This window comes from Burkholderia sp. AU18528, from assembly GCF_002223215.2.
GTDB classification, from domain to species: domain Bacteria; phylum Pseudomonadota; class Gammaproteobacteria; order Burkholderiales; family Burkholderiaceae; genus Burkholderia; species Burkholderia semiarida.
Genome location: NZ_NKFC02000003.1, coordinates 66,759 through 89,075, shown reverse-complemented (window position 1 = coordinate 89,075; position 22,317 = coordinate 66,759). Strand labels below are relative to the sequence as shown.

Below are 22,317 nucleotides of genomic sequence, written 5' to 3'. Positions count from 1 at the left end.
GGAGCCGGCGCCGACGGCGCGCGGCCTGAAGCGTGCGCGCGCCGGCTGGCGCGGCAGGCTTCGGTCGGACAGGGTCAATGTCGCCCGGCGCCTTCGATGAGCGCGTCGACGCCGTAGGCGCGCGCGAGGCTGGCGAGCTTCGGAGGGAGATTGAGGATGTCGAGGGCCACGCCGCGCGCCTTGGCGGCACGTTGCCATGCGAGCAGCACGGCGAGCGCGGACGAGTCGAACTGCGCGAGCGCCGCGCAATCGACGGCGGTCGCGCCCGCGCCGATGCGCGCAAGACCGTCCGCGAGCGCGGACTTCGCGCTCGCGACGGTCAGCGAGGAGCCGGCTTCGAAGCCGCTCACGACGCCTGCTTGCCCGCGGCAAGCTCCTGGTTGCGCTGCGTCAGGAACTTGATCAGGCCGTCCACGCCGCTTTGCTGGATCTTCTCGTTGAACTGTTGCTGGTACGTCTGGATCAGCCATGCGCCGAGCACGTTCAGGTCGTACACCTTCCAGCCGTTCGCCGTCTTGTACAGGCGGTAATCGATCTGGACCGGCTGGCCGTTGTTCATCGCGACCGTCTTGACCACCACGTCGGTATCGGCCGGATCGGCGCGGAACGGCGGGTACTGGATCTGCTGGTCGGGCTTCAGTTGCGCGAGTGCGCCCGAATACGTGCGGATCAGCAGCAGCTTGAACTGCTCCTGAACCTGCTGCTGCTGCTCGGCCGTCGCCGTGCGCCAGTTGCGGCCCATCGCGAGCTGCGTCGTGCGGCGGAAATCGGTGTACGGCAGGATGTCCTTGTTGACGATCGAGATGATGCGGTTGGTGTCGCCCTGCTTGATCGTCTGCTGCTTGACTTCGTCGAGGACCTGCTGCGTCGCCGTCTTGATCAGCGCTTGCGGGTTCGACTGGTCGACTTGCGCGTGAGCTGCGCCGCCGAACGAGAACAGCGCCGCGAAAACGGGGATCAGGAACAGTTTTTTCATCATAGTGGCCTGCATGAATGAGTCGATGCGAAGGTTGGAGCAGGTAGCTTACGCGCAAGTTCGCCTACGCTACCGACTGAATCGTTTCCGGCTGTAACGAATGTAAGCCCGTCAGTGCAGCCGGATGCTCGGGAACCGGAGCCCGCCCGGCGACGGCGGCGCCACCTGCATCGCCGGTACGTTCGTCTCGCTGGCCGGGTTCGGCGCTTCGGCCGTGCCCGAGGCCGGCGCGGCAACCGCCGCGCCCGATGCGCCCGCCGGCGCCGCCCCGCCCACCGCCGCCGCGCCCGCCGTACCGGCCGCGCCGGCTGCCGCCGGTGCCGCGCCGTCTTCCGGCAAGTCGTACTTCGGCAGCGCGTCGTTGCTCGACGTCGCGGCGGCCTCGCCGCGCGCGTTGCTGATCAGCATCTGGCGGCGCTGCAGATACGCATTGCGCACGAACGAATACTTGTCGAGCGCCGCAGCATCCAGCACGTCGCCCGCGCCGAGCAGGTTCGCGCGCGTGTTGACGAGGTTCACGCCGAACAGGCCCCAGCTCAGGCCGTCCGGCTTCACGTAGGTGAGCGGGTTGCCGACGTAGTCGACGCCGAGGCCGGCCGTGTCGCGCAGCGTGCTCGGGCCGAGCAGCGGCAGCACGAGGTACGGGCCCGACGGCACGCCGTAGCGGCCCATCGTGATCCCGAAGTCGGCCGTGTGCTTCGGCAGCTTCGCGATCGTCGCGACGTCGAACAGGCCGCCGACGCCGAACACCGTGTTGATCACGACGCGCATGATGTCGCCGACGCCGTCGGCGATCCGCAGCTGCACGATGTTGTTCGCCGCGATGTAGACGTCGCCGATGTTCGAGAAGAAGTTCGTCACGCTGTCACGCACCGGCTGCGGCACCACGTACTGGTAACCCTTCGCGACCGGCTTCAGCGCGTACGTGTCGACCGTGTCGTTGAACTTGTACATCGTCCGGTTGAAGCCTTCGAGCGGATCGCCCTTGGTCGGCGTCTGCACGGTCGCGCAGCCGCTCAACGCGGCGACTGCCGCAACCGCCAGCGCGGCGTGCCTGATGCGGATCGTGTGCATGGTCATTACCCTCTTGTCTTTCTCTCGTGTGGTTATTGGGCTGCAGCGCCGGACACCGCGGACGCCGGCACCGCCACCGGCGCGGGCGCGGCGGGCGCCGCCGGTGCCCCGGCTGCCGGCTTCGCGCCGCCCGCGTCGGCGGCCTTGCTGTACAGGAACTGGCCGATCAGGTTCTCGAGCACGATCGCCGATTGCGTCATCGTGATGGTATCGCCGGCCTTCAGCATTTCGGTGTCGCCGCCCGGATCGAGGCCGATATATTGCTCGCCGAGCAGGCCGGACGTCAGGATCTTCGCCGACGAATCCTTCGGGAATTGATACTGACCGTCGACGTCGATCGTGACGACCGCCTGGTAGGTGTTGGTATCGAACCCGATCGACTTCACGCGGCCGACCACGACGCCCGCGCTCTTCACGGCCGCGCGCGGCTTCAGACCGCCGATGTTGTCGAATTTCATTCTCACCGAGTAGGTCGGCTGAAACGACAGCGAGCTCATGTTGCCGACCTTCAGCGCCAGGAACAGCACCGCGAGGAAGCCCACCACCACGAACAGGCCGACCCAGAAGTCGAGAGCAGTCTTTTTCATCGTCATCCCAAAATTTGGCTTGGCTGAGGCTTAGCTGAACATCAGCGCGGTCAGCAGGAAATCGAGGCCGAGTACGGCGAGCGACGCGAACACGACCGTCTTGGTGGTCGCGCGCGACACGCCTTCGGGCGTGGGCTTCGCTTCATACCCTTGAAACAGTGCAATGAAGGTCACGGCGAACCCGAACACGATGCTCTTGATCACGCCGTTGCCGACGTCGGCCCACACCTGGACCCCGCCCTGCATCTGCGACCAGAACGCGCCCGGATCGACGCCGATCAGCACGACGCCGACGAAGTAACCGCCGAGCACGCCGACCGCGTTGAAGATCGCGGCCAGCAGCGGCATCGCGATGATGCCGGCCCACATGCGCGGCGCGATCACGTTCTTGATCGGGTCGACCGCCATCATCTCGAGCGCGGTAAGTTGCTCGCCGGCCTTCATCAGGCCGATCTCGGCCGTGAGCGACGTGCCCGCGCGGCCCGCGAACAGCAGCGCGGTGACGACCGGCCCGAGCTCGCGCACGAGCGACAGCGCGACCAGCAGGCCGAGCGCCTGCTCGGAACCGTAGCGGTTCAGCGTGTAATACCCCTGCAGGCCGAGCACGAAGCCGACGAACAGCCCCGACACGGCGATGATCACGAACGAATAGTTGCCGAGGAAGTGGATCTGCTTCGTGACGAGCCGCGGCCGGCGCAGCAGCGGGAAGAATTCCAGCACGAGGCGCACGAACAGGCGCGTGCCGTAGCCCGCCCGCTCGAGGCCGCCGATGACGTAACGTCCGATCGCGCTGATCATGCGCGCCCTCCGCCGAGCCCGAAATCCGCTGCCAGCGGCGGGCTCGTGTAATGAAATTTGAACGGGCCGTCCGGCGCGCCGTCGATGAACTGCCGCACGCTCGGATCGGTCGACGCGCGCAGCTCGTCGGGCGTGCCCTGCGCGAGCACGCCGCCATTGGCCAGAAAATACACGTAGTCGGCGATCGCGAACGATTCCGGCACGTCGTGCGTGACGAGGATCGACGTCGCGCCGAGCGCCTGGTTCAGCGTGCGGATCAGGTTCGCGGTGATGCCGAGCGAGATCGGATCGAGGCCCGCGAACGGCTCGTCGTACATGATCAGCTGCGGATCGAGCGCGATCGCGCGCGCCAGCGCGATGCGGCGCGCCATCCCGCCCGACACCTCGGACGGCATCAGGTCGCGCGCGCCGCGCAGCCCGACCGCGTTGAGCTTCATCAGCACGAGGTCGCGGATCAGGTCTTCGGGCAAATCGGTGTGCTCGCGCAGCGCGAACGCGACGTTCTCGAACACCGACATGTCGGTAAACAGCGCGCCGAACTGGAACAGCATGCCCATCTTGCGGCGCAGCGCGTACAGGCCGTCGCGCGTTTGCGCGCCGACGTCGGCGCCGTCGAACAGCACCTGGCCGCGGCGCGCACGCACGAGGCCGCCGATCAGGCGCAGCACGGTGGTCTTGCCGCAACCCGAGCCGCCCATGACCGCGACGACCTGCCCGCGCCCGAAGCGCAGGTTCAGGTTGGACAGGACGAGGCGGTCGCCATAGCCGAAGTCGACGTCGCGAAGTTCCAGCAGGGTCTCGGTAGGAGTGGGGCTCACGGAGCTGACAGTCCTTTTACGCAGAACGCCGAATTATAGGGCCTGCATTGGAATGATGTCGTGACGCCGTTCCGGGCCCTGCGGTCAATGATTGTCAAATTGTCCGGCAAAGCACTGCTGCAGTGCAATAAGCGCCGTCCGATAATCGGCCGCGCCCGTGACCGCGCTGACCACCGCGACACTGCCGACGCCTGTGCCCAGCACGGCCGCCAGCGTGTCGAGCCCGACCCCGCCGATCGCGACGAGCGGCGCGCGCGCCCGGGCGAAGCGCGCGTAGCGGGCAATCCGCGCGAGGCCCTGCGGCGGCGCGGCGACGGCCTTCGTCGCGGTCGCGTACACGGGGCCGAGCGCGAGATAGCTCGGCCGCGCGTGCAGCGCGCGCAACATCTCGTAATAACCGTGGCTCGAAAGTCCGAGCCGCAGGCCCGCGCGCGCGATCGCGGCCAGGTCGGCCGTTTCCAGGTCCTCCTGGCCGAGATGGACGCCGTACGCGCCTTCTTCTACCGCGATCTGCCAGTGATCGTTGATGAACACGCGCGCATCGGGATAGCGGCGCCCCGCCGCGACCGCGCGCGCGATTTCCCGGCGCAGCGCGTCCGGCGCCGCATCCTTCACGCGCAATTGCACGGTTCGCGCGCCGCCGTCGAGCACGCGCTCGACCCATGCGGCGCTCGGCACGACCGGATAGAGGCCGAGCCGCGCGGGGCACGGCGCGAACGCCGGTTCCGGCGCAGGCGGCAGCCCGGCGACACGCGGGAATCGCGCGGCATCGACCGGCCATGCGTCGGTGGCGCGCGTCTCGTCGCCGTCACGCCACGCCAGCGCGAGCACCAGCGCGTCGACCGGCGCGAAGCCGCAATCGAGGAACGCGGCGAGCGCCGCGATCCAGTCGTCCGCGAGCGGATGCGCGGCCTCGAGCGCGTAGCGCGCGCCGGCCGCATGCAGCACGGCGCCGCCCTCGTCGAATTCGATCGCCACCGCGTCCGGCGACGCAGGCCGCGACACGGCCGACGCACGCGCCTGCGCGGCACGGTCGCCCGCCGACACGATCAGCACGTCGCCGTCGGCCGGCACGTCGGGCGCCGCCACGCAGAGCCGCCACGGCGCCGCGCCACCCTCCGGCCAGTCGCCGAGCCGTGCGCGAATCCGCTCGGCCGCTTCGGCCAGTTCGTCGGCGGGCGGCCAGAACGCATCGGCGAAGCGCGCGCTCATGCGCCGCCCCCGTCCTGGTGCCAGAACGGCATCCCGACGACCGGCGTGCTCGCGTGCGCGGTCTCGCGCGCATCCATCGGGCCGGCGAGATACGCGGCGCGGCCGGCCTCGACGCCCTGCGCGAACGCGCGCGCCATGATTTCCGGGTGCGTGGCCTGCGACACGGCCGTATTCAGCAGCACGCCGTCGAAGCCCCACTCCATCACCTGACACGCGTGCGACGGCACGCCGAGCCCCGCGTCGACGATCAGCGGCACGTCCGGCAGCCGTTCGCGCAGCACGCGCAGACCGTACGGATTCACGACGCCCTTGCCGGTGCCGATCGGCGCGCCCCACGGCATCAGCGCCTCGCAGCCGACGTCGAGCAGGCGCCGGCCGATCACGAGATCCTCGGTGCAGTACGGCAGCACCTTGAAGCCGTCCTTGACCAGTTGCGCCGCGGCTTCGATCAGCCCGACCGGGTCGGGCTGCAGCGTGTAGTCGTCGCCGATCAGTTCGAGCTTGATCCAGTCGGTATCGAATACCTCGCGCGCCATGTGCGCGGTGGTCACCGCTTCGGCGACGGTCTGGCAGCCGGCCGTGTTCGGCAGCAGCGGCACCGCGTGGCGCTTGAGCAGGTCGAAGAAGCCGGCTTCGGCCGTGCCGCCCGTCATCTGCCGGCGCAGCGCGACCGTCACCATTCCGGGGCGCGACGCGGCGATCGAATCGGACAGCGACTGCAGCGACGGATAGCGCGACGTGCCGAGCAGCACGCGGCTTGCGAAGGTTACGCCGTACAGCGTGAGCGCGTCGGCGGAGGTGGGGGACGTCATGTCGTTTTCCTGGAAGAGCGGGGACGAACCGGCGGCGCTCAGCCGCCCGCGACGGGGTGCACGACGTCGAGCTTGTCGCCCGCCGCGAGCGGACGCGCCGCATGCTGCGTGCGCGCGACGAAGTTGCCGTTCAGCGCGACCGCGTACGGCGGACGCGCGCCGTACGCGGCCAATGCGTCGGCCACCGTCGCGCCGTCGGGCAGCGTCAGGGTCTGTTGATTGATCTGGATATCCATGAGGCTCGGTCGGATTCGGTCGGCGGCGCGCGTCAGGCCGGCTGGCGCGCGTCGTTACGGTGATGAAGCAGTGTCGGCCAGCGGGCGGCGGCGCGCCACGCGGCGAACGCGTCGGGATCGCCGAGCGCGCCGCCGAGCGCGGCCTGCGCGAACGCGACGGCGGCCTGCGCGACTTCCGGCGCGATCATGAAGCCATGCCGGTACAGGCCGTTGACGGCGAGCGTCGACGCGCCGTCCCAGATCACGGCCGGGCGATGATCGGGCAGCGTCGGCCGGCATTGCGCGTTGAGTTCGAGGATGCGTGCCTCGCCGAACGCCGGATGCACGGAAAACGCCGCGCTCAGCAGTTCGAGCGCGGAACGCACACTGACGGGCGACATGTCCTCGCCCTCCACCTCGGTCGCGCCGATCACATAGAGATCGTCCTGCTTCGGCGCGACGTACAGCGGATAGCGCGGATGCAGCAGCCGCACGGGCCGCGTGAGCCCGATGCCGGGCGCATGCACGCGCGCGACCTCGCCGCGGATGCCGCGCAGCGCCGGCAGCGCGGGTTTCGCGCCGAGCCCGCGGCAATCGATCGTGAAATGCGCGGTGGGCGGGTTCGTGTCGTCGACCGACGCGTGCCAGTGCGTTTCGACGCCGCGCTGCGCGAGGCCCGCCGCCAGCGCGCGCAGCGCCTGACGGTTGTCGAGCTGGCCTTCGCGCGGCAGCAGCAGCCCGCGTGCGAAGCGGCCCGCGAGCGCGGGTTCGGCCGCGTCGACCTGCGCACCGGCCAGCGTCACGAAGCCGCCGTCGAACAGCTCGGCCGGCGCGTTCGCACGCACGCGCCGCTCGAACAGCGGCGCCTCCGCGCGGTCGGCCTGATGCCAGACGACGAGCGTGCCGTGATGCTGGAAGAAGACGGGTTCGGGCAGTTCCGCTAGCCACCGCGGCCAGCGCGCGAGCGACGCGGCGCCGAGCTCGGTGATCAGCAGCTCCGCGCTCGCGGCTTCCGCGAGCGGCGCGAGCATCGCGGCCGCGACCCACGCGGCCGACTGCTCGCCGTCCGGGCCGCCGCGCTCGTAGAGCGCGACGCGAAGGCCGTCGCCGGCGAGCCGCCATGCGATCAGGCGGCCGACGAGGCCGCCGCCGAGCACCGCGAAATCGGGCCGTGCGTCCCGGACGTTCATCGCCCGCCCTCCGCGCGCTCACGCGCGACGAACGTCGACGCGTGCGCGCCGCCGCATGCGAACGCACGCGACATCGGGCCGGGAACCGGGTAAAAGACTGAAGATTGTGCGGTCATCATTCCTTCCGTAACGCGCAATGCGCGTACCCAAAAGGACGAAACCGGCAGCAAAGGCCGGCCGGGCGGGACTCGGGCGCTGACCATGTGGGATGGCGGCCAGCGCGGCCCGGCGGGATCAGAAACTTCCCTCGCCGGTATTACCCGGATCGGGTGCGAAGGGTCTTTCTCAGCCTCGCCGCGCTGCCCGGAACATCCGCCGGCCGCGTCACGAAGCACCCCTGTTTCGTCGTCGGCCATTAGACCATAAAAGCGGAAAGCGCCGCAAACTGTCCCCGTTGCGGCAAATTCGCCGGCGTGTTGCGCCGCTCTGGCACAATGCCCGCAGGCCGGCCGCGCGAGCGGCCGGTTGCCGCGTCACCGCCGGTTTTTAAGTGCCGTTTAAGACGCACGGGCGACCATCCGGACGCCCGCCGTCAGTCGGCGCCGCGCCCCGGCATGCCGTATCGCGGCGCGCGCCCCGGTTTCACCCGGCCCGCGCGCCGGCTCATCATCAGGAAGCACATGACCCAATCGATCGATCCCGTCCGCTCCGCCTCCGACGCGCCGCAGGACGAGCGCCCGGTATCCGCATGGAGCCTCATCAAGCCCTACTGGGTGTCGTCCGAATGGAAAATCGCGTGGGGGCTGCTGGTCACGATCATCACAATGAACTTCGCGAGCGTATGGCTAAGCGTGCGCTTCAACGGATGGTACGGACGATTCACGAACACATTGCAGGCAAAGGATGCACAGCACTTTCCACATCTGATGCTGGAATTCTGTGCCATCGCGTTTGGCGCCATTATTCTGTTCGTGTTCCGCCGCTATCTGACCCAGATGCTTTCGTTCCGCTGGCGGCAATGGCTCACTAACCGATTCCTCGATGAATGGTTGAATGACCGTGCGTTCTATCGGATCGAGCGGGACCGATTGACCGACAACCCCGACCAGCGCATCACCGATGACCTTCAAGCGTTCGCAACCACTTCGCTCTCGCTGTCGCTTGATCTGTTGTCGACTGTTGCATCGCTTGCGTCATTCACCGTGATCCTGTGGACCCTGGCCGGTCCGCTGACCGTTCCGATCGGTGGTACGTCTATCGTCATTCCGGGCTACATGGTGTGGGTCGCTGCAATATATGCGCTAGTTGGCTCTTACCTAATGCATCGGGCCGGCCATCCGCTTGTGTCGATCAACTACCAGCAACAGCGTGTCGAAGCCGACTTTCGCTTCGGTATGATTCGCGTACGAGAAAACGCCGAACAGATCGCGTTCTATGACGGCGCCGATTTCGAAGGCAATAATGCGCGACAACTTTTCGGTCGAATCCGTGACAACTGGTGGCGACTGATGAAGTACACAATGCGGCTGAACTTCGTGTTGAATTTCTACAGCCAAGTCGCGAATATCTTTCCGTTGATCGCAGCGGCCCCCGCATACTTCGCAGGTGCCTTCTCGTTCGGAACACTGATGCAGATTTCGCAGGCCTTCGGTAGTGTCAGCGACTCGTTTTCGTGGTTCATCAATAGTTACGGCTCGCTCGTCGAATGGCGCGCCACCGTCAACCGTCTGCGCGAATTCAAGCGCGTGATGGGCACGTCGCACCTGAAGGAAAGCCTGTCGCCCGCGACCGAGCACGGCGGCATCAACCTGCACTACATCGACGCCGCGAAGCTGTCCACGTCGTCGCTCAAGCTCGCGCTGCCGAACGGCAACGCGCTCGCCAACATCGGCGACGTCACGATCGAGCCCGGCTCGCGCTGGCTCGTGGTCGGCAAGTCCGGTTCCGGCAAGAGCACGTTCATGCGCGCGCTCGCGGGCCTGTGGCCGTTCGGCGACGGCGCGATCGACGCGCCGGTCGGCGCGCGGATGATGTTCGTGCCGCAAACGAGCTACTTGCCGATCGGCACGCTTAAAGCCGCGCTCACCTACCCGGCGACGCCCGACACGTTCAGCGACGAAGCGTGCCGCGACGCGCTGCGCGCGTGCCGCCTCGAGGATTACGTCGAGCGCCTCGACGAAACCGCGCACTGGACCCGCGTGCTGTCGCCGGGCGAGCAGCAGCGTCTGGCCGGCGCGCGCGTGCTGCTGCACAAGCCCGACTTCCTGTTCCTCGACGAAGCGACCAGCGCGCTCGACGCCGACAACGAGGCGCGCCTCTATCACCTGTTCGCCGAACGGCTGCCGAAGGCCGCGATCGTCAGCATCGCGCACCGCGAGTCGCTCGCCGCGTTCCACGTCGGCACGATCAACGTCGAGCGCGTGAACGACGACGACAAGGTCGCCGCGTGAGCGCACGCGCCGCGCCCATCGCACGGATCGCGCTGATCACCGGCGCAGGTTCGGGGATCGGCGCGGCGCTCGCGCGGCGGCTCGCGGCGCCTGGCGTCGCGCTGGCGCTGCATGCGCGCGGCGCGGACGATGCGGCACGCGCGCGGCTCGCCGACGTCGCCCATGCGTGCACGGCGGCCGGCGCGGAATGCCTGACGCTGACCGGCGATCTCGGCGAGCCGGGTGTTGCCGCCGCGCTCGTCGACGCAGCCGCCACCCGCTTCGGCGGGCTCGATCAACTCGTCGCGAACGCCGGTTTCGCCGCACGGCAATCCTTTTCCGATCTTTCCGCGGGCGCGCTCGCGTCCGCCTTCGCGGCGATGCCCGGCGCATTCTCCGCGCTCGCGGGCCGCGCGCGGCCGCTGCTCGAAGCGTCGGCCGCACCGCGGATCGTCGCGGTCAGTTCGTTCGTCGCGCACCGCTACCGCGCCGATGCGCCGTTCGCGGCTACCGCCGCCGCGAAAGCGGCGCTCGAATCGCTGGTGCGCACCGCGGCCGCCGAATTCGCCGCGCACGGCATCACCGTCAACGCGGTCGCGCCGGGTTTCACGCGCAAGGATCACGGGCCGAGCGCCGGCAACGCCGCCGCGTGGGCGCAGGCCGAACAGGCGACGCCGCTCGGCCGGATCGCCGAGCCCGGCGACGTCGCCGCGCTGATCGCGTTCCTGCTGTCGGACGCGGCGCGGCAGATCACCGGCCAGGTCATCCACGTCGATGGCGGCCTGACGCTCTGACGCGTCGCCCTTCCCTCCGCCCTTTCCGCACGAACCCGAAGCCGCCTTTTTGGCGGGCAGGATCGCGCCCGTAAAATAGCCGCGACGCGGCAGCGCGGGACCAGACGAGGCGACAGGGAGCGGCAAGCATGCAGGCATTCCAGTGGTTCAACGAACTATCGACGCGCGAACGCCGGACGCTGTATGCCGGCTTCGGCGGCTATGCGGTCGATGCGTTCGACTTCATGATCTATTCGTTCCTGATTCCGACGCTGATCGCGACCTGGGGCATGACGAAGAGTGAGGCCGGGATGATCGCGACGAGCTCGCTGATCTCGTCGGCGATCGGCGGCTGGGTCGCCGGCATCCTCGCCGACCGCTACGGCCGCGTACGCGTGCTGCAGTGGACGATCGCGACGTTCGCGCTGTTCACGTGCCTGTCCGGCTTCACGCATTCGTTCTGGCAGCTCCTTGCGACGCGCACGCTGCAGGGTTTCGGTTTCGGCGGCGAATGGTCGGTCGTGACGATCATGATGGCCGAGACGATCCGCTCGCCCGAGCATCGCGCGAAGGCCGTCGGCACCGTGCAGAGCAGCTGGTCGTTCGGCTGGGGCGCGGCCGCGATCCTCTACTGGGCGTTCTTCGCGCTGCTGCCCGAGCAGGTCGCGTGGCGCGCGTGCTTCTGGATCGGCATCGTGCCCGCGCTGTGGATTCTCTACATCCGCCGCAACGTCAGCGATCCCGACATCTACACGGCCACGCGCCGCGCGCGCGACGAAGGCCGCGTGTCGGGCCATTTCCTCGAGATCTTCTCGCCGCCGCACCTGCGTGCGACGCTGCTCGGCAGCGCGCTGTGCACCGGCATGCTCGGCGGCTACTACGCGATCACGACGTGGCTGCCCACCTATCTCAAAACCGTGCGCCACCTGTCGGTATTCAACACGAGCGGCTATCTGGTCGTGCTGATCGTCGGTTCGTTCGTCGGCTACGTGGTCGGCGCGATCCTGTCCGACCGGCTCGGCCGCCGCGCGTCGTTCATCCTGTTCGCGGTCGGCTCGTTCTCGCTCGGCATGGCGTACACGATGCTGCCGATCACCGATACCGCGATGCTGCTGCTCGGCTTCCCGCTCGGCATCGTCGTGCAGGGCATCTTCGCGGGCGTCGGCGCGTATCTGTCGGAGCTGTATCCGGGCGCGATCCGCGGCTCGGGCCAGGGCTTCTGCTACAACCTCGGCCGCGGGCTGGGCTCGTTCTTCCCGATCCTCGTCGGCGCGCTGTCGCAGTCGATGTCGCTCGTGAAGGCGATCGGCCTCGTCGCGGGCGGCGGCTACCTGCTCGTGATCGTCGCGGCGCTCGTGCTGCCCGAAACGCGCGGCAAGTCGCTCGCCGACGATCCGGCCGTCGCGTCGTGAGCCCCCGTTTCGTTCCGGACACCGCATGCACGCGATCGTTCTCGGCGCCGGCGTGATCGGCGTCACCACCGCCTGGCACCTGCGCGAAGCAGGCTGCGACGTCACCGTGATCGAACGCGAGGCCGACGTCGCGCAAGCGACGAGCCTCGGCAACGCAGGCGTGATCGCGCCCGGCTACGTGACGCCGTGGGCCGCGCCCGGGATGCCCGGCAAGATCCTCAAATATCTGTTCAAGCCCGCGTCGCCGCTGATCTTCCGGCCGACGCTCGATGCCGCGCAGTGGCGCTGGATCGCGCGCTGGCTGCGCGAATGCGAATTCGAGCGGTTTCGCGTGAACAAGCAGCGGATGCAGCGCATCGCGTATTACAGCCGCGCGTGCCTGCATGCGTTTCGCGAACGTCATCCATTCGACTACGGCGCGAGCCGCGGCTACCTGCAACTGCTGCGCGGCGCGTTCGACGTCGAGATGGCGCAGCCCGCGCTGAAGGTGCTGCGCGATGCCGGAATCGCGTTTCGCGAACTGGATGCCGCCGGCTGCACCGCGATCGAACCGGGCCTGCGCTGGGCGCGGCAGCCGCCCGTCGGCGGTATCTACCTGCCCGACGACGAAGCGGGCGACTGCGCGCGCTTCACGCGCGAATTGCGGGCGCTGTGCGAAGCGAACGGCGTGACGTTCCGGTTTCGCACCGCGATTCGCGCGCTCGATGTCGCGAGCGGCAAGGTGCGCGGCGTGCGGGTCGACTCGCTCGGCCCAGGCGCCGCCGCCCGGCGCGATGCGCTGCTCGCCGCCGACGCGATCGTCGTCGCGCTCGGCGTCGACAGCGCGGGCCTGCTGCGGCCGCACGGCATCGACGTGCCGCTGTATCCGGTGAAGGGCTACTCGGCCACGCTCGCGGTCGTCGACGATGAAAAGGCACCGTGCGCCGCGCTGATGGACGAATCGCTGAAGACCGCGATCACGCGCTTCGGCCCGACGCTGCGCGTCGCCGGCACCGCGGAGCTCGGCAACCGCCGGGCGGCATTGCGGCAGCAGGCGCTCGACACGCTGATGAAGGTGCTCGACGACTGGTTCCCGCACGCGGCCGATCGCGCGTCGGCGCGTTTCTGGGTCGGCCGCCGGCCGATGACGCCCGATGGCCCGCCGCTGCTCGGCGCGAGCGGGATCGACGGCCTCTGGCTCAACGTCGGCCACGGCTCGACGGGCTGGGCGATGTCGATGGGGTCGGGAAAGGTGGTGGCGGATCTCGTCACTGGACGGACGCCGGAGATCGATCTGGCCGGGCTGACGCTCGCGCGCTACGACGGGTAGTGCAGCCGGCCGGTCGTACCGTCGAAGCGATGCACGGTCGCGACCAGCGGCATGGCGCGCGGCCGTCGGCGCGGGTCGCTACCGCGGCGGCGTCCGGCCTTCGGCCGCGGCGATCGGCGCCCCGCTACCGGCACTCCCGGCCGATCAGGAGTCGATCGAGATCGAGCGAGGCCAGCTACATCACGACTGTTACGTCACCGGGCGCGAAAGAACTCGGATGCTTCCGCTCGGTAAAACCAGCGCAATGATGTCGGGCGACCGACTGATTCGGCAGCAATCCTCAAACAGCGCTTACCGCCGCAGGTTGAATCCCCGGCGGGCATACGTCTCCTGAACAAATACCCCCTTCGCCTTAGACCGCCTCGTAACTGTTGGACACATTGCCCGCCAACAGGACATGTCGAGAAAAGCATCCCCGCATTTCGATTTTTCTCGCCTCTTGTCGGAACGCTACGCAATGGGAACAGGGCAGCCAGCTGGCCCTGCATTTTCAGCGCTCCGTGGCCCAGAGCCGGCATACGGGGGATTTCGAGACAAGGCGGAGCCGTCGCATGCCTCCATGAATCTCGTTTCATACCAGTCCGCAGGATCAATCCAGACGACTTCGTCACGAAGACGTGCAAGAGAAATTCCTTGCCGACCGCAGAAAAAAATATAACCGTCTTACGTTCAGACCTGCCAATCAATCATCGAAATCACCACTGCACGGGGCATGAAATGACGACACGCAATCCTTGGAAACAGATAAACCAATCCGCCAAAGAACAACAACAGCCTTGGATGCGACGACGTTTTCTGGTTGCGTCAACAGTGCTCCCATTTGGCACGCTGCTGAAGCACGCGACGGCCGTGGCTCAGAACAATGTGCTTCCGCCCATCACGATCACAGCACCACAGCCACCGGATTTCAATTTCGGTGATTTCGGCGTCAAGGTAAACGACATTCCGGGCGCCAATCCCGGAGCCGGAATTCCAGCACCGACGGTTTGCTTCAACCAGTATTGCACATCAAATTTCATGTTGCTTTTTGCAAACACGGGAAACATGATCCGCGCCACCGATATGTTCCTCAAACACCTTGAGATATTTGGCAAAAACGACACAGCATTCTGGCGAAATCAACTGACACTGGTAGGCGGCTTCACTCCGTGGCTGGCCCTTGGTGGCTACAAGCATTTACCCGGCGCCAACCCATATGGATTTAGCTTCGAGCCTGGGCAATACGCCAACATCACTGCATTATTCGGCATATACATTGGCCAGTCACACGGCATCCCTCCGACGAGCACATTTTCATCGTATGGAAACCCATTGATGTTCGTCGAAGCAATCAATCACTGGATACACGGAGACGGAACCCAACAAACCATCAATATTGAATCTCTCAACTTGAAAATGGGCATCGCCGATTTCAGAGAAATAGCGAAAGCCGTTGAGAATCCCGGGTACGGCCCCGGCACCTACTCGTTCGACACAGCTTTCAGCACCAACATCTTCAATCACGGAACAAAGGACCTCTGGAGCGCCTCGGTCTTTGGGCGAGTATCCGGCAGAATACGTGGCACGCTTGTGATGCTTGAGGACAATACATATCGGTTTGACGGCTACTACTCGCTCAATCCCGATCGGTTCGATGCGGATCCTTCCAACCGGCCATTCCTCCAGGAGGCTGCGACGACGTTTCTCGCCAAGCTCGGCGCCGTCTTGGGACACAAGGACTATCAAATCAATTTTTTCGGTGAAAAACATCTCTCGTTCTCAGGCCAACGGCCGGTGAAGAATGCAGGCACACGCCCACCTCAGGCAGTCCATAGACCGTCGTTCGGTGGACTAATGCGCCCGCCTCGCTAGCATGCCACCGGGCGGCTCCGGAAATGTGGCTGCCCAACTCAATCTCCCACGTTCTTTACGTCCCATCGGGCATTTCATGATTTCCAAAGCCATGCGAGGCGTTCTTAGGCTAGTTCTTTGGCTGGTTGGCGCAGTAATCTGCGCCTATACGCTGCTGTTCATCGTCGTCGCGACTTCCCGATATGAGAGAACCGAAGGTAGTTGCCCCGACATGTCCCTCGACGCGCTACGGAAAAATGTCCAGGCCCGTCTTCTCGACGAGCATGGAATACCGCCGGGCAGCATCCAATTCGACGGCGCGCCGGAGTATCACGCATGGAAGCTGGGTGTGTGGGAATTCCCGCTGCGCGTCGAGGGAACCCGATATACCGCGATGATCGATTGCAACGGGCAGCTTGCAAGCTACGGGCGAACCATCGATCCGTTAGGCGCCCCAACCGGGCAAGCCTATGATCGCCCACCGCTTCAGAAATAAAAAAACCGGGCGCCCTCTCGGACGCCCGGCTTTCACGAAACCCGCTCGCGCTTCGACTCAGCGCGGCAGTTCCGAATGCCCCATCAGGTACGCATCGACCGAGCGCGCGCACTGGCGGCCTTCGCGGATCGCCCACACCACGAGCGACTGGCCGCGACGCATGTCGCCTGCCGCGAACACCTTGTCGACCGACGTGTAGTACGAACGATCGCCTTCGGTCGCCGCGCGCGCATTGCCGCGCGCATCCTTCGCGACGCCGAACGCGTCGAGCACCGGCGCCGCCGGCTGCGTGAAGCCCATCGCGAGCAGCACGAGGTCGGCCTTCATCTCGAACTCGGAACCCGGCACTTCCTGCATCTTGCCGTCCTTCCACTCGACGCGCACCGCGATCAGCTTCTCGACCTTGCCGTTCTTGCCTTCGAGACGCTTCGTCGCGACCGCCCAGTCGCGCTCGCAGCCTTCCTCGTGCGACGACGACGTGCGCAGCTTGATCGGCCAGTACGGCCACACGAGCGGCTTGTTTTCCTCTTCCGGCGGCTGCGGCAGCAGCTCGAACTGCGTGACCTGCTTCGCGCCGTGACGGTTCGACGTGCCGACGCAGTCCGAACCCGTATCGCCGCCGCCGATCACGATCACGTGCTTGCCCTTCGCCAGCAGCTGGTCGGGGAGCTTGTCGCCCGCGTTCACGCGGTTCTGCTGCGGCAGGAAGTCCATCGCGAAATGCACGCCCGCGAGCTCGCGGCCCGGCACCGGCAGGTCGCGCGGCGTTTCCGAACCGCCGGCGATCACGACCGCGTCGAATTCTTCCTTCAGCGTGTCCGGCGAAATGGTTTCCTTCGCGAGGCTGCCGATCGACTCGGGCAGCGGATCCTTGCCGATGAACACGCTGGTGCGGAACGTCACGCCTTCCGCCTCCATCTGACGCATGCGGCGGTCGATCAGCCACTTCTCGAGCTTGAAGTCGGGAATCCCGTAACGCAGCAGGCCGCCGATGCGATCGTTCTTCTCGAACACCGTCACGTCGTGACCGGCACGCGCGAGCTGCTGCGCGGCGGCGAGGCCTGCAGGGCCCGAACCGACGACCGCCACCTTCTTGCCCGTCTTGTGCGCGGCCGGCTGCGGCTTCACCCAGCCTTCCGCCCAGGCCTTGTCGATGATCGCGTGCTCGATCGACTTGATGCCGACCGGGTCGTCGTTGATCCCGAGCGTGCACGCGGCTTCGCACGGCGCCGGGCAGATGCGGCCCGTGAACTCCGGGAAGTTGTTGGTCGAGTGCAGGACTTCGATCGCCTGCTGCCAGTCCTGGCGGTAAACGAGATCGTTGAAGTCCGGGATGATGTTGTTGACCGGGCAGCCGTTGTTGCAGAACGGGATGCCGCAATCCATGCAGCGCGCGCCCTGGACCTTCGCGTCCGCGTCGGTCAGTGCCGCGACGAATTCCTTGTAGTGCTTCACGCGCGTGAGCGGTGCTTCGTACGCCTCGTGGCGGCGTTCGAACTCCAGAAAACCGGTTGCCTTGCCCATAAGGTGCTCTTCTGTTCGGTATATCGGGTGGGGGAGCCGCGCGCGGCCGTCAGGCGCGCGCGGCATTCGCTATGTCGTTCGTCGCTCAGGCGGCCAGCACTTCCTTCGCCGCCTTCTTCGCACCGATCTCGCCCAGCGCGCGCTTGTATTCGTGCGGGAACACCTTCACGAACTGGCGGCGCGCCGCGTCCCAGTTTTCCAGCAGCGACTTCGCGCGCGGCGAACCCGTGAACTGGAAATGACGCTCGACGAGCCCCTTGAGCAGCGCTTCGTCCGTCGTGCCTGCGTGCCAGAGCGCGCGGTCGACCGTGCGCTCCTGCTCGGCCTGCTGCAGCACCGGCTCGAGCGCGACCATCGACTTGTTGCACTTCGCCGCGAACGTGCCTTCCGGATCGTAGATGTACGCGAGGCCGCCCGACATGCCGGCCGCGAAGTTGCGCCCCGTCTCGCCGAGCACGACGACCGTGCCGCCCGTCATGTATTCGCAACCGTGGTCGCCCGTGCCTTCGACGACCGCCGTCGCGCCCGAGTTGCGCACGCAGAAGCGCTCGCCCGCCACGCCGCGGAAGAAGGCTTCGCCTTCGATCGCGCCGTACATCACCGTGTTGCCGCAGATGATGTTTTCCTCGGACTTGCCGCGGAAGTCGTTGGTCGGACGGATGATGATCCGGCCGCCCGACAGGCCCTTGCCGACGTAGTCGTTGCCGTCGCCGACGAGGTCGAGTGTCACGCCCTTCGCGAGGAACGCGCCGAAGCTCTGGCCGGCCGTGCCCTTCAGCTGGATGTGCACCGCGTCGTCGGCCAGGCCGTCGTGGCCGTGCTGCTTCGCGATCACGCCCGACAACATCGCGCCGACCGTCCGGTTCACGTTGCGCACCGGCTGGATGAACGACACGTGCTCGCCGTTCTCGATCGCGGCCTTCGCCTTCTCGATCAGCACGTGGTCGAGCGCGCGTTCGAGGCCGTGATCCTGCACGTCGACGTGGCGGCGCGCGACGTCCTCGCACTCTTCCGGCTGGTAGAACACGCGCGAGAAGTCGAGGCCCTTCGCCTTCCAGTGCTCGATGCCCTTGCGCGTATCGAGCAGGTCGGCGCGGCCGATCAGGTCGTCGAACTTCGCGATGCCGAGCTGCGCCATGATCTCGCGCACTTCCTCGGCGACGAAGAAGAAGTAGTTCACGACGTGCTCGGGCTGGCCCTTGAACTTCGCACGCAGCACCGGGTCCTGCGTCGCGACGCCGACCGGGCACGTGTTCAGGTGGCACTTGCGCATCATGATGCAGCCCTCGACGACGAGCGGCGCCGTCGCGAAGCCGAATTCGTCCGCGCCGAGCAGCGCGCCGATCACGACGTCGCGGCCCGTCTTCATCTGGCCGTCGGCCTGCACGCGGATGCGGCCGCGCAGGCGGTTCAGCACCAGCGTCTGCTGCGTTTCGGCGAGGCCGAGTTCCCACGGCGTGCCCGCATGCTTGACCGACGACAGCGGCGATGCGCCCGTGCCGCCGTCATGACCGGCGATCACGACGTGATCGGCCTTCGCCTTCGCGACGCCGGCCGCGACCGTGCCCACGCCCACTTCCGACACGAGCTTCACGGAGATGCTCGCGCTCGGGTTCACGTTCTTCAGGTCGTGGATCAGTTGCGCCAGATCCTCGATCGAGTAGATGTCGTGGTGCGGCGGCGGCGAGATCAGGCCGACGCCCGGCACCGAGTAACGCAGCTTGCCGATGTATTCGGACACCTTGTGGCCCGGCAGCTGGCCGCCTTCGCCCGGCTTCGCGCCCTGCGCCATCTTGATCTGGATCTGGTCGGCCGACGCGAGGTACTCGGCGGTGACGCCGAAGCGGCCCGACGCGACCTGCTTGATCTTCGAGCGCAGCGAATCGCCGTCCTTCAGCGCAATGTCGCTGACGATCTCGTCGCCGATCACCGACTTCAGCGTCTCGCCCGCCTTGATCGGAATGCCGCGCAGTTCGTTGCGATAGCGCTTTTCGTCCTCGCCGCCTTCGCCGGTGTTCGACTTGCCGCCGATCCGGTTCATCGCGACCGCGAGCGTCGCGTGCGCTTCGGTGCTGATCGAACCGAGCGACATCGCGCCCGTCGCGAAGCGCTTGACGATCTCCTTCGCCGGCTCGACGTTTTCGATCGGGATCGCCCTGGTCGGCTCGACCTTGAACTCGAACAGGCCGCGGAACGTCATGTGACGCTTGGTCTGGTCGTTGATCAGGTGCGCGTATTCCTTGTACGTCTGGTACGAGTTGCTGCGCGTCGCGTGCTGCAGCTTCGCGATCGAATCCGGCGTCCACATGTGGTCTTCGCCGCGCACGCGGTACGCGTACTCGCCGCCCGCGTCGAGCATGTCGCGCAGCACCGGGTTGTCGCCGAATGCGTCGCGGTGCAGGCGGATCGCCTCTTCCGCGACTTCGAACAGGCCGATGCCGCCGACCTTCGACGCCGTGCCCTTGAAGTACTTCTCGACGAGGTCGCTCGACAGGCCAAGGGCTTCGAAGATCTGCGCGCCCGTGTACGACATGTACGTCGAGATGCCCATCTTCGACATCACCTTCTGCAGGCCCTTGCCGACCGCCTTCGTGAAGTTGTAGACGGCCTTCTCCGGCGACAGGTCGCCCGGCAGCCCCTCGGCCATCTTCGCGAGCGTTTCCATCGCGAGGTACGGGTGCACGGCTTCCGCGCCGTAGCCCGCGAGCAGCGCGAAGTGGTGCGTTTCACGTGCGGAGCCCGTCTCGACGACGAGGCCCGTGCTCGTGCGCAGCCCTTGCTGGACGAGGTGCGTGTGGATCGCCGACGTGGCGAGCAGCGCCGGAATCGCGACGTGCTCGGCATCCGTCTTGCGGTCCGACACGATCAGGATGTTGTAGCCCGACTTCACCGCGTCGACGGCTTCCGCGCACAGCGACGCGAGGCGCGCCTCGATGCCTTCCTTGCCCCACGCGACCGGATAGCAGATGTTCAGCTCGTATGCGCTGAACTTGCCGCCCGTGTACTGGTCGATCGCGCGGATCTTCGCGATGTCCTTGAAGTCGAGCACCGGCTGCGACACTTCGAGCCGCATCGGCGGGTTGATGTTGTTCGTGTCGAGCAGGTTCGGCTTCGGGCCGATGAACGACACGAGCGACATCACCATGTTCTCGCGGATCGGGTCGATCGGCGGGTTCGTCACCTGCGCGAACAGTTGCTTGAAGTAGTGATAGAGCGTCTTGTTCTTGTTCGACATCACCGCGAGCGGCGAGTCGTTGCCCATCGAACCGACGGCTTCCTCGCCCTGCTGCGCCATCGGCGCCATCAGGAACTTCAGGTCTTCCTGCGTGTAGCCGAACGCCTGCTGGCGGTCGAGCAGCGCGGCGCCCTGCGTGCGGCCGGCCGCGACTTCCTCTGCCTTCGGCTCGATCTCGTCGAGCTTGATGCGCACGGCGTCGATCCAGCTCTTGTACGGCTTCGCGTTCGCGAGGTTGTCCTTCAGTTCCTTGTCGTCGATGATGCGGCCGTGTTCCATGTCGATCAGGAACATCTTGCCCGGCTGCAGGCGCCACTTCTTGACGATCTTCGATTCGGGGATCGGCAGCGTGCCGGCTTCCGACGCCATGATGACGAGGTCGTCGTCGGTCACGATGTAGCGCGCCGGGCGCAGGCCGTTACGGTCGAGCGTCGCGCCGATCTGGCGGCCGTCGGTGAACGCGATCGCAGCCGGGCCGTCCCACGGCTCCATCATCGCGGCGTGATATTCGTAGAACGCGCGGCGGTTCTCGTCCATCAGCGTGTGCTGTTCCCACGCTTCCGGGATCATCATCATCACCGCGTGCACGAGCGGGTAGCCGGCCATCACCAGCAGCTCGAGACAGTTGTCGAACGAGGCGGTGTCCGACTGGCCCGGATAGATCAGCGGCCACAGCTTCGGCAGATCGTCGGCCAGCACGTGCGACGCGATCGCGCCGGTACGCGCGTTCAGCCAGTTCACGTTGCCCTTCACGGTGTTGATCTCGCCGTTGTGCGCGATCATCCGGTACGGGTGAGCGAGTTCCCACGCCGGGAACGTGTTGGTCGAGAAGCGCTGGTGCACGAGCGCGAGCGCGGACACGACGCGCTCGTCCTGCAGGTCGCGGTAGTACACGCCGACCTGGCCGGCCAGCAGCAGGCCCTTGTAGACGACCGTGCGCGCCGACATCGACGGCACGAAGTATTCCTTGCCGTGCTTGAGTTTCAGCGCCTGGATGCGGTGGCTCGCCGTCTTGCGGATCACGTACAGCTTCCGCTCGAGCGCGTCCGTCACCATGATGTCCTTGCCGCGCCCGATGAAGATCTGGCGGATCAGCGGCTCGCTCGCCTTGACCGTCGGCGAGATCGGCATCGCATGGTCGACCGGCACGTCGCGCCAGCCGAGCACGACCTGGCCTTCGGCCTTCACCGTGCGCTCGAGCTCCTGCTCGCACGCAAGACGCGACGCGTTTTCCTTCGGCAGGAAGATCATCCCGACCCCGTATTCGCCGGCCGGCGGCAGGTCGACGCCCTGCTTCGCCATTTCCTCGCGATAGAACGCGTCCGGAATCTGGATCAGGATGCCCGCGCCGTCGCCCATCAGCGGATCGGCGCCGACCGCGCCGCGGTGATCGAGGTTCTCGAGGATCTTCAGGCCCTGCTGGATGATCTCGTGGCTCTTCTTGCCTTTGATGTGAGCGACGAAACCGACGCCGCAGGCGTCGTGTTCGTTTTGCGGGTCGTACAGACCTTGTGCGGCGGGCACCGCGGCGAGCGGCTGCTGGTGGTCGTTCATGGGGACACCGTCGTAAAGGGGGCCTGGAGGCCGTTGAACCGTTTTCTTGTTGCCGTCGATCCCGCTTCCCGAGGGAGACGGCGCGGCCGACAGTGGTTGGGCAAGCTTCGCCCGGGCCACCGGAATTCGGAAT

Annotated in this window: 18 protein-coding genes and 1 riboswitch; of the genes, 6 read left to right on the top strand and 12 right to left on the bottom strand. The window is 66.7% G+C overall.

The features are described from left to right. Positions 1 to 74 precede the first annotated feature (74 nt). The 10 genes from CFB52_RS01930 to CFB52_RS01885 form a co-directional block, all read right to left on the bottom strand. Positions 75 to 350, bottom strand: a complete 276-nt coding sequence (locus CFB52_RS01930) for a lipid asymmetry maintenance protein MlaB (RefSeq protein WP_099316008.1) — start codon at positions 348 to 350, stop codon at positions 75 to 77. Next, positions 347 to 976 (bottom strand): phospholipid-binding protein MlaC, encoded by a 630-nt coding sequence (locus tag CFB52_RS01925; protein WP_059577402.1) that lies wholly within the window; start codon positions 974 to 976, stop codon positions 347 to 349. The genes CFB52_RS01930 and CFB52_RS01925 overlap by 4 nt, the downstream gene beginning before the upstream one ends. A gap of 111 nt (positions 977 to 1,087) precedes the next feature. Further along, positions 1,088 to 2,050 carry a VacJ family lipoprotein gene (locus tag CFB52_RS01920; protein ID WP_099316039.1) on the bottom strand — a complete coding sequence of 321 codons (963 nt, stop codon included), beginning with the start codon at positions 2,048 to 2,050 and terminating at the stop codon, positions 1,088 to 1,090. A gap of 32 nt (positions 2,051 to 2,082) precedes the next feature. Then, positions 2,083 to 2,643 (bottom strand): outer membrane lipid asymmetry maintenance protein MlaD, encoded by a 561-nt coding sequence (gene mlaD, locus CFB52_RS01915; RefSeq protein WP_059577270.1) that lies wholly within the window; start codon positions 2,641 to 2,643, stop codon positions 2,083 to 2,085. A 24-nt stretch (positions 2,644 to 2,667) separates the two neighbouring features. Beyond that, a complete protein-coding gene (gene mlaE / locus CFB52_RS01910; RefSeq protein WP_050013133.1) occupies positions 2,668 to 3,435 on the bottom strand; it encodes a lipid asymmetry maintenance ABC transporter permease subunit MlaE in 768 nt (255 codons plus the stop codon). Next, positions 3,432 to 4,253: an ABC transporter ATP-binding protein gene (locus CFB52_RS01905; RefSeq protein WP_006477138.1), complete on the bottom strand. Its 822-nt coding sequence runs from the start codon at positions 4,251 to 4,253 to the stop codon at positions 3,432 to 3,434. Before CFB52_RS01905 ends, mlaE begins: the two co-directional genes overlap by 4 nt. Positions 4,254 to 4,337: 84 nt before the next feature. Then, positions 4,338 to 5,465 (bottom strand): thiamine phosphate synthase, encoded by a 1,128-nt coding sequence (gene thiE, locus CFB52_RS01900; RefSeq protein ID WP_099316007.1) that lies wholly within the window; start codon positions 5,463 to 5,465, stop codon positions 4,338 to 4,340. Continuing rightward, positions 5,462 to 6,277, bottom strand: a complete 816-nt coding sequence (locus CFB52_RS01895; RefSeq protein WP_059577272.1) for a thiazole synthase — start codon at positions 6,275 to 6,277, stop codon at positions 5,462 to 5,464. Before CFB52_RS01895 ends, thiE begins: the two co-directional genes overlap by 4 nt. Positions 6,278 to 6,315: 38 nt before the next feature. Continuing rightward, the gene (gene thiS / locus CFB52_RS01890) at positions 6,316 to 6,513 is read right to left on the bottom strand and encodes a sulfur carrier protein ThiS (RefSeq protein WP_099316006.1); all 198 of its coding nucleotides are present in this window, start codon (positions 6,511 to 6,513) and stop codon (positions 6,316 to 6,318) included. Between the two features lie 32 nt (positions 6,514 to 6,545). Beyond that, entirely contained in the window at positions 6,546 to 7,682 is a 1,137-nt protein-coding gene (locus tag CFB52_RS01885; RefSeq protein WP_099316005.1) for an FAD-dependent oxidoreductase, read from the bottom strand. A 225-nt stretch (positions 7,683 to 7,907) separates the two neighbouring features. Further along, a riboswitch (TPP riboswitch) is annotated at positions 7,908 to 8,031 on the bottom strand. A 271-nt stretch (positions 8,032 to 8,302) separates the two neighbouring features. On the opposite strand from CFB52_RS01885, the gene CFB52_RS01875 reads away from it, so the two are divergent. From CFB52_RS01875 to CFB52_RS01850, 6 genes are all read left to right on the top strand, one after another. Further along, on the top strand, positions 8,303 to 10,072 hold the full coding sequence (locus tag CFB52_RS01875) for an ABC transporter ATP-binding protein/permease (RefSeq protein ID WP_059577278.1): 1,770 nt from the start codon (positions 8,303 to 8,305) through the stop codon (positions 10,070 to 10,072). Further along, positions 10,069 to 10,845, top strand: a complete 777-nt coding sequence (locus tag CFB52_RS01870) for an SDR family oxidoreductase (RefSeq protein ID WP_060009405.1) — start codon at positions 10,069 to 10,071, stop codon at positions 10,843 to 10,845. The genes CFB52_RS01875 and CFB52_RS01870 overlap by 4 nt, the downstream gene beginning before the upstream one ends. A 128-nt stretch (positions 10,846 to 10,973) precedes the next feature. After that, positions 10,974 to 12,236, top strand: a complete 1,263-nt coding sequence (locus tag CFB52_RS01865) for an MFS transporter (RefSeq protein ID WP_060009401.1) — start codon at positions 10,974 to 10,976, stop codon at positions 12,234 to 12,236. 25 nt (positions 12,237 to 12,261) lie between these two features. Beyond that, positions 12,262 to 13,545, top strand: a complete 1,284-nt coding sequence (locus CFB52_RS01860; protein WP_060009398.1) for a D-amino acid dehydrogenase — start codon at positions 12,262 to 12,264, stop codon at positions 13,543 to 13,545. Between the two features lie 633 nt (positions 13,546 to 14,178). Then, positions 14,179 to 15,396 (top strand): lipid II-degrading bacteriocin, encoded by a 1,218-nt coding sequence (locus CFB52_RS01855; protein WP_230971873.1) that lies wholly within the window; start codon positions 14,179 to 14,181, stop codon positions 15,394 to 15,396. Positions 15,397 to 15,472: 76 nt separating this feature from the next. Beyond that, positions 15,473 to 15,871, top strand: coding sequence for a hypothetical protein (locus CFB52_RS01850; protein ID WP_060009394.1), 399 nt, complete (start codon positions 15,473 to 15,475; stop codon positions 15,869 to 15,871). A gap of 57 nt (positions 15,872 to 15,928) precedes the next feature. Here the strand turns inward: CFB52_RS01850 and CFB52_RS01845 are convergent, their stop codons facing one another. Further along, on the bottom strand, positions 15,929 to 17,395 hold the full coding sequence (locus CFB52_RS01845; RefSeq protein WP_059640198.1) for a glutamate synthase subunit beta: 1,467 nt from the start codon (positions 17,393 to 17,395) through the stop codon (positions 15,929 to 15,931). A gap of 85 nt (positions 17,396 to 17,480) precedes the next feature. Beyond that, positions 17,481 to 22,184: a glutamate synthase-related protein gene (locus tag CFB52_RS01840; RefSeq protein ID WP_059577297.1), complete on the bottom strand. Its 4,704-nt coding sequence runs from the start codon at positions 22,182 to 22,184 to the stop codon at positions 17,481 to 17,483. Positions 22,185 to 22,317: the final 133 nt, after the last annotated feature.

Excerpts from the sequence above, each read along its gene's own strand:
- CFB52_RS01925 (WP_059577402.1), bottom strand. The coding sequence starts at position 976 with ATGAAAAAACTGTTCCTGATCCCCGTTTTCGCGGCGCTGTTCTCGTTC.
- CFB52_RS01920 (WP_099316039.1), bottom strand. The coding sequence starts at position 2,050 with ATGCACACGATCCGCATCAGGCACGCCGCGCTGGCGGTTGCGGCAGTC.
- mlaD (WP_059577270.1), bottom strand. The coding sequence starts at position 2,643 with ATGACGATGAAAAAGACTGCTCTCGACTTCTGGGTCGGCCTGTTCGTG.
- mlaE (WP_050013133.1), bottom strand. The coding sequence starts at position 3,435 with ATGATCAGCGCGATCGGACGTTACGTCATCGGCGGCCTCGAGCGGGCG.
- thiE (WP_099316007.1), bottom strand. The coding sequence starts at position 5,465 with ATGAGCGCGCGCTTCGCCGATGCGTTCTGGCCGCCCGCCGACGAACTG.
- CFB52_RS01895 (WP_059577272.1), bottom strand. The coding sequence starts at position 6,277 with ATGACGTCCCCCACCTCCGCCGACGCGCTCACGCTGTACGGCGTAACC.
- thiS (WP_099316006.1), bottom strand. The coding sequence starts at position 6,513 with ATGGATATCCAGATCAATCAACAGACCCTGACGCTGCCCGACGGCGCG.
- CFB52_RS01885 (WP_099316005.1), bottom strand. The coding sequence starts at position 7,682 with ATGAACGTCCGGGACGCACGGCCCGATTTCGCGGTGCTCGGCGGCGGC.
- CFB52_RS01875 (WP_059577278.1), top strand. The coding sequence starts at position 8,303 with ATGACCCAATCGATCGATCCCGTCCGCTCCGCCTCCGACGCGCCGCAG.
- CFB52_RS01865 (WP_060009401.1), top strand. The coding sequence starts at position 10,974 with ATGCAGGCATTCCAGTGGTTCAACGAACTATCGACGCGCGAACGCCGG.
- CFB52_RS01860 (WP_060009398.1), top strand. The coding sequence starts at position 12,262 with ATGCACGCGATCGTTCTCGGCGCCGGCGTGATCGGCGTCACCACCGCC.
- CFB52_RS01850 (WP_060009394.1), top strand. The coding sequence starts at position 15,473 with ATGATTTCCAAAGCCATGCGAGGCGTTCTTAGGCTAGTTCTTTGGCTG.
- CFB52_RS01845 (WP_059640198.1), bottom strand. The coding sequence starts at position 17,395 with ATGGGCAAGGCAACCGGTTTTCTGGAGTTCGAACGCCGCCACGAGGCG.
- CFB52_RS01840 (WP_059577297.1), bottom strand. The coding sequence starts at position 22,184 with ATGAACGACCACCAGCAGCCGCTCGCCGCGGTGCCCGCCGCACAAGGT.